This window comes from Pseudomonas sp. PvP027, assembly GCF_017833005.1.
Classification (GTDB): Bacteria; Pseudomonadota; Gammaproteobacteria; order Pseudomonadales; family Pseudomonadaceae; genus Aquipseudomonas; species Aquipseudomonas congelans.
On record NZ_JAFIBK010000001.1, the window covers coordinates 4,723,512 to 4,738,419 of the forward strand.

13 protein-coding genes and 2 pseudogenes are annotated in these 14,908 nt (G+C 51.3%); 10 read left to right on the plus strand and 5 right to left on the minus strand.

What is annotated here, in order from left to right; translation table 11 throughout:
• Window positions 1–635 precede the first annotated feature (635 nt).
• From JOE33_RS20490 to JOE33_RS20505, 4 genes are all read left to right on the plus strand, one after another.
• Window positions 636–1,232, plus strand: coding sequence for a hypothetical protein (locus JOE33_RS20490; protein ID WP_074594703.1), 597 nt, complete (start codon window positions 636–638; stop codon window positions 1,230–1,232).
• Between the two features lie 398 nt (window positions 1,233–1,630).
• Entirely contained in the window at window positions 1,631–1,984 is a 354-nt protein-coding gene (locus tag JOE33_RS20495) for a YkgJ family cysteine cluster protein (RefSeq protein ID WP_238986383.1), read from the plus strand.
• On the plus strand, window positions 1,985–2,917 hold the full coding sequence (locus tag JOE33_RS20500; protein WP_187625232.1) for a hypothetical protein: 933 nt from the start codon (window positions 1,985–1,987) through the stop codon (window positions 2,915–2,917). It begins immediately after the preceding gene.
• Between the two features lie 4 nt (window positions 2,918–2,921).
• On the plus strand, window positions 2,922–3,332 hold the full coding sequence (locus tag JOE33_RS20505) for a hypothetical protein (RefSeq protein WP_003425529.1): 411 nt from the start codon (window positions 2,922–2,924) through the stop codon (window positions 3,330–3,332).
• Between the two features lie 229 nt (window positions 3,333–3,561).
• Here JOE33_RS20505 and JOE33_RS20510 read toward each other — a convergent pair whose 3' ends face one another.
• On the minus strand, window positions 3,562–4,851 hold the full coding sequence (locus JOE33_RS20510; protein ID WP_187625956.1) for a hypothetical protein: 1,290 nt from the start codon (window positions 4,849–4,851) through the stop codon (window positions 3,562–3,564).
• Window positions 4,852–5,342: 491 nt separating this feature from the next.
• On the opposite strand from JOE33_RS20510, the gene JOE33_RS20515 reads away from it, so the two are divergent.
• Window positions 5,343–5,882 (plus strand): hypothetical protein, encoded by a 540-nt coding sequence (locus tag JOE33_RS20515; protein WP_065087884.1) that lies wholly within the window; start codon window positions 5,343–5,345, stop codon window positions 5,880–5,882.
• 265 nt (window positions 5,883–6,147) lie between these two features.
• On the opposite strand, the gene JOE33_RS20520 is transcribed toward JOE33_RS20515, so the two are convergent.
• On the minus strand, window positions 6,148–6,585 hold the full coding sequence (locus JOE33_RS20520; RefSeq protein WP_187625957.1) for a hypothetical protein: 438 nt from the start codon (window positions 6,583–6,585) through the stop codon (window positions 6,148–6,150).
• Window positions 6,586–6,661: 76 nt separating this feature from the next.
• Window positions 6,662–6,867, minus strand: a pseudogene (locus JOE33_RS25915) (hypothetical protein).
• Between the two features lie 303 nt (window positions 6,868–7,170).
• Here JOE33_RS25915 and JOE33_RS25920 point away from each other — a divergent pair.
• The gene (locus tag JOE33_RS25920; protein ID WP_240009410.1) at window positions 7,171–8,073 is read left to right on the plus strand and encodes a hypothetical protein; all 903 of its coding nucleotides are present in this window, start codon (window positions 7,171–7,173) and stop codon (window positions 8,071–8,073) included.
• Between the two features lie 292 nt (window positions 8,074–8,365).
• Here JOE33_RS25920 and JOE33_RS20530 read toward each other — a convergent pair whose 3' ends face one another.
• Window positions 8,366–10,486, minus strand: coding sequence for an alpha/beta hydrolase domain-containing protein (locus JOE33_RS20530; RefSeq protein WP_187625958.1), 2,121 nt, complete (start codon window positions 10,484–10,486; stop codon window positions 8,366–8,368).
• A gap of 376 nt (window positions 10,487–10,862) precedes the next feature.
• On the opposite strand from JOE33_RS20530, the gene JOE33_RS20535 reads away from it, so the two are divergent.
• Both JOE33_RS20535 and JOE33_RS20540 read left to right on the plus strand, forming a co-directional pair.
• Complete coding sequence (locus JOE33_RS20535) at window positions 10,863–11,408, plus strand: adenylate kinase (protein ID WP_187625959.1); 546 nt, start codon at window positions 10,863–10,865, stop codon at window positions 11,406–11,408.
• 10 nt (window positions 11,409–11,418) lie between these two features.
• Window positions 11,419–11,706, plus strand: a complete 288-nt coding sequence (locus JOE33_RS20540; RefSeq protein WP_096129894.1) for a barstar family protein — start codon at window positions 11,419–11,421, stop codon at window positions 11,704–11,706.
• Between the two features lie 530 nt (window positions 11,707–12,236).
• On the opposite strand, the gene JOE33_RS20545 is transcribed toward JOE33_RS20540, so the two are convergent.
• Entirely contained in the window at window positions 12,237–13,205 is a 969-nt protein-coding gene (locus JOE33_RS20545; protein WP_187625960.1) for an SEL1-like repeat protein, read from the minus strand.
• 371 nt (window positions 13,206–13,576) lie between these two features.
• Between JOE33_RS20545 and JOE33_RS20550 the strand changes: the two genes are divergently transcribed.
• Window positions 13,577–13,813, plus strand: coding sequence for a hypothetical protein (locus tag JOE33_RS20550; protein WP_187625961.1), 237 nt, complete (start codon window positions 13,577–13,579; stop codon window positions 13,811–13,813).
• A gap of 159 nt (window positions 13,814–13,972) precedes the next feature.
• Window positions 13,973–14,584, plus strand: a pseudogene (locus tag JOE33_RS20555) (transposase).
• Window positions 14,585–14,908 lie beyond the last annotated feature (324 nt).

The window sequence follows — 14,908 nt, forward strand, 5'->3', positions numbered from 1 at the left end:
TGAAACCCTGTCCATATAGACATGGCAAGAGCAGCGCGCGGGATGACGCCTCGAAAGGCCAAGCCGGGGGCTTCACCAAGGCTTGGTTCGTGAAAGCCACTCCCCGCAGGCGCACACACCAATAATGCCTTTGCGGTATCCGCAGATGGGAACCGAAATCTTTGGCTGGCGGGATGGCGGTTATGGTCCATTAGATCTAACGCCGAAGCACTCAGAAATCCTGATCATTCTTAAGGCGCCATTCACGTATGTGCGCCTCGACCAAGCCAGTGCCAATCTTCCCAACGGAGCCGCATCCCTGGACAAACCACCCGGTCCAATGGCAATCCGGCCTCCTCGAAGGTAAGCGAAGACCGCTTGCATGAACCACGCCTGCACTGCCAGCACCGCCCAGAAGTGGCTCCAGTCGCCGGAAAAAACGCAACACTGCACTGCCCAATGACGCGATAGCCATCAATGCCGGTATCAGGTACCGATAGCGCTTTAGAATTCCGGTGTTGCTGGCTTCTCTCTCCATCGACCTTTTTCCCGCTCCAATCAAAATTGAATGCTCCAATCATGGAGCCTGCAGTGTTTCTGATAACATCCGCCCCCATTCAATTAGCAATACCAGCATCGACACACGGAGAGTGAAAATGAAACGCCTGCACTGGCTCCTCGCTGGAAGCTACGCCGCGCTTTTAGCAGGTTGCAGCAATCCAGTTCCCTTTGGAACACCTGAAGATTTGGCCCGTATGAGGCAAGATCTCAACTTGGCGTATTTGCCGTCGACCGTGCTCCCTCTGAAATGGGCCTATTTTGACTATGGCGTTCAACAAGAAGGGGTGGACACAGTTGATACTCTCGCGCTGGTCCAACCCGGCTTACTCACACTGGTCGGGTATGAGAACGGCCACTACGTCCGGCAAGCTGAAGTTACCAGCGCGTCAACTGACTGCATGTACATTTTCAAGGGTGATGTCAGCGCACAGCCGGTGTGGTTACTGAAAGCTGATCGCCCTGTATTTTTGACTACCGGCAACAGCAGAGGGCTTATCGACGTCACCCGACGTAAAACACTGATTGATCAGATGACGGCGGCAGGTTTCATTCCCCACCTTGATGTCCAAGGAATGCCCTATCAGCCAACCGGAATCACCGAACGCAAGCTCGTAATGATGACAGGCTATGGGCAACGCGTTGAGTTAATGGAGCAGAACAAGACTTACAACGTCTGTAAAAAACAAAGCTAAAGACCCGAGGCGGCCTTTTTCGAGGGGCAGCAACCGGCCGATTCTTTTGAAAAAGTCGGCCATGGTTTCCACGGCAGAAAAGTACGTGTCTGAGTTTGAAATCTTTGCTTGGAGTAGAGAGTTCCGGGTTCAGATTTCCCGTAGATGCGCGCAAAAAGGCATTTTCAGCAGTCAGTACATACGCAGCCTGGAAGGACCGACTTTTTCAACACAATCGGCCAGAAGCAGTCGCTCAGTCCTGCAAGGAAACTCGGACCCTTTTGATCTCTAGGCTGGTGTCGCGTTCGCCCGGGATGCAAGGGGCACTAAAGTTTTCCAGCGAATAGCAGATACCATTCATAGACACGATGACGATCAGTGCGTTATCACCCGCCACATTCGCAGGAAGCGCTTGAGCCATGAGCAATGGATTGCTGGAAGTACACATGCTCTTCCCCTCGTACGAACGCAAAATTTCAGCCGCATTTTTTTGTACAAAATGTGGACTGTGCTGCAAAAATCTGAACAAAGCGACTGCTTATGCACATCTGGATCGTGGGGATGGAACCTGCGTGAATTTTGATAGCACCAGTCACAACTGCAAAATCTATGAAACCCGCCCATTAATTTGTCGGGTAGATGATTTCTATGAGCAAAACCTGTCTGCGCATATGAGCAAAAGCGAATATATCGCGGCCAATCTGAAAGCGTGCGCGGATGCGCAGCATGCACACAAAGTCAATAATTCTCCAACGCATCGAGAGAGAGTTTAAATGCCACTTCCAATTATTTTGTGGGGCGCGGCCGCTGCTCTGGCAGCAACCGGTGTATTCAAAGGTGTTGAGGCATCTGGCAACTTTGACAAGGCCAAAGAGATCGGTGAAAACGCAGAGGCTAAATTTAAAAAAGCTTCACAAGTGCTGGATGGTGCTCGTGAGGAAACCCAAGCCGCGCTGACTGCGCTGGGCAAATTAAAAGTCCACACATTCAGCCATCAAATTAAATACCTCGTTGAAGCGTTTAAAAAAAGAAAGGACACTAAAAGCACCCTGAAAGGTTTCAATGAGGACTTCACCGTGGAGCAATTGAAAGCCTACGAGAAGCTGGTATTGAACTCTCTGGAGATTGAGAGAGGTCTCGCTTCTGGAGTAGGTGGCGGAGCATTGGCCGCTATCGGGGCCTATGGTTCGGTAGGGGCATTGGCCAGCGCCTCCACAGGCGCGGCGATTTCCGGGCTCTCAGGCGCGGCGGCCACCAACGCGACCTTGGCGTGGCTTGGCGGAGGCGCATTGAGCGCCGGCGGTTTTGGCATGGCCGGCGGCATGATCGCCTTGGGCGGAATTGTGCTTGGCCCTGCTCTCGCCATCGGTGGATTCATGATGGCGAGCAAAGCTGAAGAAGCTTTGACTAAAGCCCATGCTTACCAAGCCAAAGTCGAAACTGCTGTTGCAGAAATGGAAGTTCTGAAAACAGCACTGAAGGCGATTAGAACGAATGCGGCCGAGATGGCTGCAACCATTACCGAGCTTGTAAAGCGCTTTGAGGCAATCAAAGTCAACGACGATAGCGACAGCGCCGCGTTCGAGAGAATGGTGGTGTTGGGTACGGGCCTGAAAAAAGTACTTGATGTGCCAATCATCGCGGCAGATGGTTCCGCCGCCAAGAACATTAAAGGCACGATTTCCGGAATATTGACCCTGAGCTGATGCCATGAAAAAGCACATTCAAACTATCATAAAAAAAGCGCCTGACATTCCCATGCAAGCGGCGCATTCTTCCTTCGAAATGCTAGTATCATCCTGGACGGAATACAAAAAAGTCGCAGAAGTTGAAGGCACTAAAAGAGCAGCCATCTCGGCATTCAAAGACGTCAAGTTAGAACAGATCGGTGCTCAAAGAGCCGTTCTGGAGCAGTACTTGGCGAAGACCTTCGAAGAGCGGGCAACAACGATTCATAACTTCTTCGAGGTGCTCGACAAGGGCATTGAAACTGGCGACAGCTCCCTGATAAGCAATGCAATCGGCGCAATCGTCGATATTACCAAGCAGTCTCCCCTTGCGGGTGCGCGCGAGCTTATAGGTGCTTTCTACGATCCTGAGGTCAAGACGATCGAGATTTAGGTACTGTGTGAAAGGTTACTTCGCGCAGCCTCTAGTCGCAGCGACCGCAAGGCCATCCCACCGGTTATGAAATACAGCTCAGGGGTCGATTTCTGCCTGTCGTGACTGGCAGAAATGGGCCAAAAGCAGACTGTCAGCACGGTTATGATTTCTCCCAATAGGGATACCAGTAAAGGTTTAAATGACATTTCACGCGAGCCGGCGGTGCATGCAGCTCTACGATTAAAATTTAGCTGGGCAACGGACTGACATGCAGGACCGGGTTGTTCCTGACCTTGGCCAGTCGGATCTTGACTCGACTACCTGGTTTGCCAAAGAACCTCGCGGCCCTTACACCCGTCAGCTTGTGCCCCTCCGTATAGTTGAAACTCTCGGTCACGCTTCGGCGAACAAGCAGTTCAAAACTGCGAGAGTTCTCCGCGATCCACGTAATCACTTCTCTTGTAAGCGTGGTTGGTGCTGGTTGAACGGGTTCGGGTCGCCCTTTGATTTTTGGCCTTGCTGGCTTCGGTCGTTTGGCTTCAAACAAAGTGATGTCATCAAGCTGGAAAGAGCCAGGCACTGTGCATACTTGCGATTTCCCCCACCACAAACTCACGACGAGGTTGGTACCGTCTGGATGGCCGATTAGGCTCCTAGCAGCCGAGGACACCCGGAGAGACAGCTTCGGGAAAGCGTTGAATATCCCTGGCCCGAAAATGATCCCTCGACCAATTAGGCTGATTTGTTGGCCAGCGACCCTTGCCCAGCCAAAGTCATTCGATTCTAGGAAGCACAAATAGCGGTCACCTTTATCTAACGTTGCCTCAACCTTTCCGTTCGGCCGTTCCCAGACCAGTAAATTGGCTTTATCTTCGGTCTTAAGAACAGAAGACTGGTCTATGCGTTTCACCTGAGCGGTTTTTGTGATGCTCGCCCTCAAGGCTTTTTTGAGCTTGCTGGCGATCGCAGCTCGATTTTTCGCATGCGCTTCGAAGCGCTCACGTCGGGCGCGTCGCCGGGACTTGTCAACGAAATCCTTTTGGTGCTCCGCACACTGTTTCTGGAACTCTTCGTACAAGGCCTTCAAGCGCTCAATGTCCACCCTCATATCCGCGACCATTTCTGGCGTGATGCGCTCGGCATCATCCAGCCAGGGCTCAACGATGTCCATTGCCTGCCGGCGAGCCGGTTCGTCATTGAGGTGAACACTGAGCTCAAGATTGTGCTTTCCACCCTGAGTCAGGTTCTGGCTGCCTAACGTGACAAAGGTGTCTTTGTCAGTCACCAGCTTGGCGTGCAGCCCATCTAGCTGGTAGACCTCCTGTTTTTGCATCAACTCGACGACGTCCTCCAGATCCGAACCGCCGGTAGCAAAGACGTTGGTGTCAAACAATGTGTAGATCCGCGCGCCTGTCTTGCCTTTAACCAGACTCAATGCAACGTCCTTGGTGATATAGGGCGACAGGATGATTAGTGGCTGGGTAGAACGCTTTGCCTGTTGCTGCCAGCGTGGGTGGATATCCTTAAACATGCGCATGTAAGCTTCTTCCTGAAGTGCTGCCCGCCCGGAAAAACCGAGCTGATTCCAAGGGTGGGCATTGAATTAGGGGAGTATAGGGCGTTGATAGAGATTAAACGGCTCAGCGTAAATGGCTGCCTGGCCCGCGCCGGGATGCGGACGGTTGAACAGGTAGTTGAGTGTGTGGGGCATGATCGCATCAGGAGACGGTAGCAGCAATGAATCACCGTGAATGGTCCCTAGTTTCCTAGACACCTATGAGCGGCTGCTTCTGGCCGATAGTAGCCGGTCACGAAGGGCTGCCGTCGACCAAAATAAGTCGCTAACGCAGCAATCTGTGACGGCCAGTCGACATCGCCCAGCGCGTGATATAGAGTCTGGTGCGTTCATTAATTGGATGGATTATCCGCAGAATGAAAAATCGAATGTAATTTTCCTATCACGGCCGATTGGTTTGTAAATCTGATATTGCATCTCGGCCTGAATCAACTTGTAGTTTAGGGCTAGCGATGAGAGATTCCGATATTGTTTTGACGGACGAAGAGCAAGCACTTTTTTTGTCGATCAAGTTCAATTGGCAAAATCACGATGAGCTACGTTGCTCAATAGAGCCGATGCAGTTGCTCGCTGCAAGCCTTTTTGAAAGATCCGCGATTCCCGAGATTCGAATTGCCTACTTTACTGATCCAAATTTCAACCCTGGGGAAAGGGGTAAATCGCGCGAAGAAATATTTGAAGGTAATGGAATCTCTGGAGATGAAATACTCCGCCACCCGCACTTTCTAAAGCACCTTGAGTATTTTTTGTGCGGGCCTAAGCTTCCTTCTGTGGCAATTGATACCTTTAAGAAAGAGGCCTTAAGCTCAGGCTATCTGACAGGGGGAGACATCAATGACCTGACGCCTTTCGCTAGATCATGCGTAAGGTCAAACAGATTAGACCCTCACGTTGCTGCGGATGAGTTTTTTAAACTAGCTATTGAATGCGGTGCTGGGCCTTCTTATGCGGACACGATACGTAAATCCGTACGTACTATTAAACAGCGATAGCGGATCGCACAAAACATATCGGTACCGCTGACTTGTCGATTCAGTGACTGCTAGTGATCGATTAACCGTAGGGCGCTGTGAGTAAAGGACGAAAGCATCGTATTTTCAGGCGTTAAACGTTAGGCGTTAGGCGGTATGCAGGGACGCAGGAAAGAGCTGAAATCCCTATCTATAAGGTTCGCTTAATAGGCGCTGCTAACCAAGGAGGTTGCAGTCGGGAAACGCGACTGCTATCAATTCATCTTCGATGATTTTGTCATGGCCCTCAGTCAGCGAGTTCTGCGTTGAACCTAGCAACAAGTTCGGTTTCAAGGAAACAATAGTGGTTCATTACAGCGTAGTAGTTTGAGACTGCTCGACTCAATAGGCTACACGCCTCGGTCTGCGGATCGAATTGCACGTGGTCATCATCTTTCTTGTCCATATGTTTCGTTCGGTTTCTCGCATAGTTCATGATATCTGCAATGTTTTTAGGTTTCGTCTCTATCCCGCCGTTCAAAAATTTAGAAAGCCTCACTGCTCCGTCTTGCACGCTCCTGAACGATGACTCATAACCTAAGCGCTCAGCGTAGGCTCCGAGAATTTCCTCGGCGCCACCTGCAAGATGCAGTGCGGCGAAATAGGAGTTTCCTTCGTAGTACATGACCAAAGCTCGATCTAATAGCTCGGCTGCTACTAGAAGCTTCTGCGTAGGCTCTAACATGACGTAGCTCCTGGATTTCATCACATGTGTTTTGAAAATGGTCAATAATTTGAGGGCAGAATCGAGATCATTGGAATTAGAGGGCTCTTGACCGAAGTTTTGCCAAGCCTTGTATGTGACCGGCATTTTCACGGATTGTTTGCAGCGCCCACGAATTCTCATTGACCTCTGGCATACCTTGCTGTTCGATTCGTAACGTCAGCTCCATCAAGGCTGCCTCCAGGCCAGTTGGTTGGGGTACATGCTCTCCAGCACATCCGATAGCGAATAATCACCCAGCATGGTTTCAACTCTGGCGAGAAAAAGTACAGCATAGTACCGGTAGTGTCCTTGTCACGCAGTAATTGCGTCTTGTCTTGAAATTGCTACAAAATGGAGCGGGCAACGGGCTAGCCGGTCTAGCTGGGACGTTAAAGATATGCTACGCCGAATCCGTCATCGGGGCGAAAGAGAAGCGGCGCCGGTGCCGCAGTGATTGGGGCATCGGGCTTTTATCAAAGAAATATCGCATTGAAGAAATAATGAGCTTGTACAATATTTTTTAAAACAAGAGCGTAAACTCAAGTCAAAGTAGGAGTGTGCAGGTTGAGGGAGTTAGCGAGAGCCGAGGGTGAGAAAATATCGGGCATTAGGCCGGTAACTGAAGAGCAATATGAGCTATATCGATTTCATCGTGATGTTATCGCGGAGTTTAGTAGAGGGCATGAGTTGTTGAAGCTTGTTCTTGAAGAGCATCATCAGTTTCAGCAAGGTTTGGTTGATGTTGGTCACGCTATTGCGCATGAGCCTAATATGATCAATCAGAATAATTTGCGAGTGCTTACGTTTAAAACTAGTCGATTGATGTTGAGTTTTCTCAGCTCTGTTAGGACATTTCTTGAGCATGCCCAGACTTCAATTTCTCGGCAGTATGGTAAAGCCTCAGAGCAATTTTTTTACTTTAAAGAATTGACAGCGCACCAGTTTGACAATGTATTTTCGTATCGATTTTTATACAAGCTTCGAAACTATACACAACATTGCGGTATGCCACCGGTTGATTTTTCAGTGAATATAGTGCCGGGCGCTGAAATGGAAATCCAACTGCTTTTTGTAAGGAGAGTCTTACTTGAGGAATATTCAGAGTGGGGGGGTGTCCTGAAGAAAGAGCTTGAGTCAGGTGTTGGGCCTCTTTATGTTTTTCCTCTTTTGAAAGAGCACCGGAATTCGATAGTTGGTATTTATCTTGATTTTTATGAGAGGTTCAATTCAGAAAAGGTCAGCGTAAGTGGGAAGTGGATTTGTAGTTTTTTGTCTGATGCAGATCCTGATGACAAATATTGTTTTTTGGAAGTCGGTGATACCCCGCCCGATTCAAAAGAAAAATCCTTTAGGTTGGAGTGGATACCTACATCTATGGTGAGAGAGTTTTTGTGGGTAGATGGACATTTTCACAAGGCGCTATCAGGTGAGGATGAGGTCGAGCCCTCGACCAATCCCGAGTTGTGATCAGCGAGTCCCTGTTCGGATTCACCATCGGATCATCTACATAGTCGTTTTCGTTACCCAATGATGGCTGGGTATCTGGGACAGAAATGGGGCAAACCGAAAGCCAATCTATTCCATCTGAACACTTTCATCGATTTGTCAACAAAGCCCTACAGCCCTCGTTAATAGGGACTGTAGGGCTTTTCAGCTTTATTACTCCAGCACAATCGGCGTGTGATTCGCTGCAGAGCCTACGCCCAACACCCGAGGCATAACTAAGACTCAGCAATGACTGACAACTGGTCACCTCCGCTCAAGGCCCCGCACGCACACCTTTCTCCTGCGCCTCCTTTACAAGCCGCTCACGGTCTTCAGGAAGCAGCATCCGCGCTTCAACCAGCGAGTCTGCAGCTTTAGTCACTGCAGACACATAAGCCTCTTTCGTGGGGTAGCGTTCCTCCAGGGAAAGGCGAGGATCTCCGGCCACGATTCGCTCTTTCTTCGTCGCGGCAAACGGGACGAAGCTGCCTTGGAAGTTACAAAAGCCGCCATCAAAAAGCTCGGGCCGGAAGGTGTTCCAACCCGTGTAAGTTCCGATGGGAGCACCCAGATACACATCCCGAACGCCACCAACATCAATTCCGTCTGCATCCACTTGAGGTACCAAAAGGCCGTAACTGCCAACCCCCGATTTCGGCGGCTCGTTTGTGAGAATGCCAGAGCTGTCTTCGGGACGAAAAGCCGGTCCAAAATCGAGCACTTGCAGGCTGTTGACAGCACCGGTGTAGCGGAGCGCGGGGCGCGTAACGCCACCATAATTGGTCGCGGGGATGAGCGGGAAACTGACCCTGTCCGCCGGCACGAGGTTGCCGTCCGCCACAGAAGGCTTTATCGAAGCGGGCGGTATCGTCTCATCACGAACCCAGCCAACGAGATTGATGAACGCTGCGCGCATTGTCCAGGTGTGTGGATTTGGATTTGATTGAACCTGGCAAAGCCCAAAGGGTGGGTTAGCCGGGAGTGGCAAAGACGGCGGTGCATGCTGCGTACTTGCCATAATAAAAGTGCGGACGTTTTCCGGTTCAGGTGCATCGCGCAAGCCGAGTGGATCGGTAAGGCCAAGCGACTGGCGTCCCTCCCAAAGTTCAAGGGCCGTTGCCATGTGGAATATCAGAGGGCAGGTATTGTTATCGTTGCAGCGATCCAGCAAACCCTGCGAGCGTCCGGTAACAGGATCGGTTTCCGGGCCATAGGTAAACGGAAAATCATAAGCAGGGTAGTCATGATCGACCTGCTGGCCCCACGCCCGGCCAGGTTGAGCAAACCGGATGTTGAGCGGCATCAGGCCGCCGCCAATATGCGGCATCGCTCCATCATAGACCCGATGACCTTCCTCGCTGCGGTTGAAACCCAGCGCGATCATGCTGCGGATGAATCGGCCGGATTGTGATGAGCCAGTGATAATCGACTTGACCTTAGGCCCATGCACTACAGGGTTGGGCACACCGGTATCGTCATGCTCAGCCTGCTGGAAAAACGTACCAACATCCCGTGCGATAGCAAAACCAATACCCATTACCGCCGGCTCCTTGGCCTGGTAAATCAGCTCGTAAAGTTTCCCAGGCTGAAAACCAGCGGGTAGGCATATCTGGGTTTCGCTCGGCGTATTGCAATCGCCAAACTTCCAGTCACTCACTGGAATTTCCTGCCTGGGCGCATTTGCCCGTGAACGCACCGTCAACGTCGGACGAAAGCCATCCGCGAGCACTTTGGTATTGTCGGTTTCAACCGATTTGTAGCTCGTATGAGGTGGCGTAGAGGTGAACCAACCTGCGGACAGGTTAAGGCTGACGGTCGGTGAGAGCGTGGTCAACTCACTGCGCACCACACCTGTTACGGGCGACCCATCAGTATTTATGGCCGTCGGCAATTGCACCATCATGCGGTTTTCACCCGGGGCAACGTCCCCCTGCCAGGCAAACGCGATCAGCGTAGTACCCTGGCGCTGTAGAAAACCGTCCCCGGCGACTTCGAAGTTGTTGAACGCTGCTGGACTACCCCGCATATCAGCGTTGAACAATAACATCGCGCGCTTAGAGCCTCGATTTGGCACATCAAAGAGAAGAATATCATTCGATTTGGCCACGTCAGCGGGACGCAGGATTGCAACGTCAGTAGTGTATTCAACCATCCCGCGACCGTTACGGGGCGCAAGTTCGATGTCTTGAATAATCTTGTTTCCAGACGCTCCTGGGTCTAACTCACCATGAGCGCGCGCAAAGACGCGTTCGTAAGTCCCTGTATTCCCGAAGCTTTCGCCTCCGAAAGCGGGTTCGGTCCGCAGGATCTCCAACTGAGTAATACGGGCTTGGGCGGGTACTGCAACGATCATCATGGCGCTTGCAAACGCTGCAGCATGAAGTAGGCGATTCATCCTTACCCCCAATTTGTCATTTTTTTTATAGATGGCTTTTGATGCTCTGACAGCAATGCTTGTACAGATCAAAGGGCTTCAAGCATAGCCCGCAGCTAGCTCGGTTATCATGAATTCGTCAGCGTTCCCAGAGCATACCTAGCCAACTCCAGCATTCAGATGGTCAGTGGCTAGGTGAGGAATGTAGCAATGGCGTATTTCATGACTTCGTGCTGAACCTGAAGCAGCGCTACCTTTTGCTCGTATCCAGCAAAATCTGAGTTCCATGCAGAACTAAGCCCCTCATCGGTCACGCCAACGGGGGAGTGAATGTGAGATCGAAAAGGGAATGGGGTATCTTCCGCCCACAACCCGACCTGCACTTTGGGAGGAAGGAATGCGAATTTACATTACAGGCGCCTCGTGTGCGGGCGTCACCACGTTAGGCCAGAACCTTGCCATGCAACTCGAGTTGCTGCACGCCGACGTCGATGATTATTTTTGGATGCCGACGAACCCGCCTTTTACGACGAAGCGGCCTGTCAGCGAGCGTGTGACTTTGATCCAGCGCGCGCTTGGAGGCGAGGCTTGGGTATTAACGGGTTCTTGTATGGTCTGGGGAGATGCACTACTGGATCAAGTCGATTTGATCGTGTTCGTTGTGACGCCAACACCCATTCGACTGCAACGGCTGGACGCTCGTGAAAAATCACGCTTTGGCGAACGTATAGTGCCCGGAGGTGACATGCATGAAATACATGCGGGATTCAGGGAATGGGCTTCGCAATACGATAATCCGGACTTTTCAGGACGAAATCGGGCGTGGCACGAGCGATGGCTATTGGGGCAAGCGTCTCCAGTGTTGCAAATTGACGGTGCAAATCGTATAGAAGAGATGGCTGCTGAAGTTACTCATTGTGTTAGCCGGTTAACAATTTTTTGAGATGCTGACGATGAGCCGATTACACATGCTAAATATTGACCTGAGTGAGGTGTCGAGTTCTGAGGAACTCCATTGTGTCTTGAGGGATGCGCTCGGCTTTCCTGATTGGTATGGCTGTAATTGGGATGCTTTCTGGGACGCCATTACCGGTCTAGTGGAAATGCCCGAGCACCTGCAGATTTCAGGGTGGAACATGCTATCCAGGCGCCTTCCTAAGGATGCAAGGCTCATGCAAGAATGTCTTACCGAAATGAAGGTTGAGTACCCAGCGCTCGCATCAGATGTGGACTTCGGCTAAACAATCCCAAGCTGACATTTCGCCAGTTCCAACTAGCAACGCGAGCCTCGCACGGAGGTATCCTACAAATCTATCAGTAGGATGCTTCTCTCCCTGCAGCTGGCTGAACATCTGTTTCTACACACTCTGGGCCGATAGCTGCCGCTCACGATGAGCGTAATTGGCCACAAGAAAGTCTTCCTTTTGGTCAACCACCATGGAAGGCGAATTGACCCGCGTCATGAATCGAGAGCGACTGGTTACAAGGAAGACGTTTTTAATCTATATATCAGTGGTTTACTGATTTTCTTGTTGCGTGCCAATTCCCTAAAAGCCACGGCCTGCTTGAGGTCTATGGCTGTTATTACGTGATTCAGTAGGGGGCTGCGTAGCTCGATTTATTCTGAGGCAGCTTTAGGCCATTAGCTGCAATTCGTGACCGACAGGACGCGCATCAGCCAATGATGAGTTGAATACCGGAATAAGAGTGATGCTTTTAATGCGGCAGGTGCCAGCTCGCCCGAAAAGGTCAACATCAGCACCACACGGCTTCAATCAGCAGATGGCGTCAATACTAAAGGCGCCTTCATGGGGGGAATGTCTTTGCCCGCAGGTACCAGAAAGGGATCGTCCATGCGCAGGCTCCTCAATGCCGACACCACGAGACTGTCGACCACCGGATCGCCGCAGCTCTTTGCTAGATACGTCTTGGGGTAACGCTGGCCAGCTTTAAATTGATGCAGCACTGTGACCGTCAATATCTGGCGGGATCCCTTGATATGTGTGAACACATTAGACCTCAACAACAGGTAGCGCTGTTGGCGCACCAAATGTTCGGTCCACAAACTGTTGTATTTCTGCACTTGCTCGGCGTCGAGTTCCAGCTCTCTCGACAGCAGTGGTTGCATTGCCTGCCATGCTGCGTCGCCATACTTCTGCGTTGTCTCAATGTACAGCTTCAAGGCCCCATGACTATCGTTAGCACCGCCCTGGCCTTGCTCCATCATCCCACCTAGCGCTACCACGCCGGCTCGCCCCGCCAGCCGGAAGTAATCGCGGGCTTTAACCGGATCAGTCGGCTCGCCGATCCCGTCGCGCTTCATGCGACCGAGTTCGACATAGGCATAAGAGTCGTTCTTTGCCGCTTCGATATAAAGATTCCGAGCCATGCCAATGTTCTGTGCAACTCCATTGCCGCTCTCGTAAAACGTGCCAAGCACATGCCGACACGTCGCATTACCAGTATCGCTACCCTCCTTCGCGATCTTCCACATCTCGGGTGTAACAGCACTGCCGTAAGAGACTCCGAGGCAGGCCTTGCTCTGGCTGTCATCACGAGAGAAGTCGAAGGTGCCAAGCGACTTGGAAGGGTTGCGCAGATATTCAAAGTAGAGTTCCATCGGAGTTGGCTTGTTACGTGCCGCCTTGATGTATTCGGCAGTGCTTCTGCTCATTTCGCCAACGCTCTGGCATCCGGTCAAAGCGAACAGCAGGGCGGTTAATACGAGGTTTCGGGACATGCTTCATCTGCATCCATACGTGCACGGTGAAAGGCCGTACGGGTGATCCATTGGTGGCTTGTATGCCTCAGCGCCTGAGGTATAGGCGCCAGATTCTAACTGTCGTGCTCGCAGCTCACAATGATCCGTCGCTGCCGCGTGGGTGATGGCGGACCCTGGAGCAACATCCCCCGAGATGTAGCGAACCGCCCAGCTAATGGGCAATCAAGGGGTGGCTTCTAGCCGAAAGCCGGCGGTGGCTAAAAGCCGCAATCGGCCGATTCTGTTGAAAAAGTCGGCATTTGGATTCAGTTCTTCTAGCGAATCGATCCGTCGCGGCATGCCGTTAGAGTTTGGGGCATCATGACAACCTTAGAAACTGAGACTCGAAGATGAATCACGAACTTTGGCAGGAACCTGATGGTTGTCAGACCTTTTGCCTAGTTGGTGCTCACGGTGATAGTGCGCGTGTGCTTATGCATTCAGAAGCAGAGCTTGTTTGGGAGGTCGAGGCCGAAAGTCATTTCGAGGCGATGACTAAATATTATGCGCACATGCAGTGGGGTGAATACCTGACTGACTTTCCTGAACAAGACATGACCCCCTACAGAAAACTGGGTTGGGAATGACTAGCCATGGTCAGATCTCTGCCCGCGCGAACCTAGCTCAAACACAGCACAGCGCGTCGGAAAAAATAGCGCTTCCAGCCGACGTGGAAGACAATCTGTACATCGGCTAGCGGGAGTATTCGCAGCATGATGGGACAGTTATCGAGCGGACAATAGAGACTGTTTTACTCGTTCAACATTGAAGATCACATCCCAGCCAATCACCTCCTGCGCAGCATTGATCGATGTCTCGATCTAAGCGATCTGCGCCATTATCTCGCCGATTTTTATAGCTCTATCGTGCGACCTTCGATTGATCCCGAACTGATGATTCGCCTGTTGATGGTGGGCTACTGCTATGGCATTCGCTCCGAACGTCGGTTGTGCGAAGAGGCTCATTTAAACCTGGCGTATCGCTGGTTCTGCCGCTTAAGCCTCGAAGATGAAGTCCCCAATCACTCTACGTTTTCCAAGAACCGCCACGGTCGTTTTCGCGACAGCTCGCTGTTTCGCTGGCTGTTCAACGAAGTGCTGCGTCGCTGCATGGACGCAGGTTTGGTCAAGGGCGAAGTTGCGCGGCGCATCGCCAAGACACTTCAATACGTGTGCTCTCGCCATGAGCGCAAAAAGGTCGAAATGTTGTTCGCTCATCTCAAGCGAATCCTGAAACTGGATCGGTTACGACTATGAGGAATGACCGGGGCGAACGACGAATTTACCTTAACGGCTGCTGTACAGAATCTAAGAAGACTGGCGAAACTGACCTCTCAAGGGCCGCCGACTAAGGGATAGGTAAGCCTGGAATCAGCAAAAACCTTCAAATCAACCCATCGACCGAGCTGCATCGATCAACACAGAACCAAAAAGCCACGCAACGTGGTGAACAGGTTCTGAAGAGACGATCAACCTCGAAATTTTCCAGTTTGAAAATCCGACTTTTTCAACAGAATCGGTCGAAAGCAGCCGAATACCAGTAGCAATAGCTCGAACTGCGTCGCGGCTAGGTTAAACACTGGATTGCCTTGAGTATAGGCAAATGCTCAAGAATCTGGCACTCAGCGCCGATACCATCCTCAGATTAATAATGCTTGATCGCCTAGTCGTAACCCCGAGGAA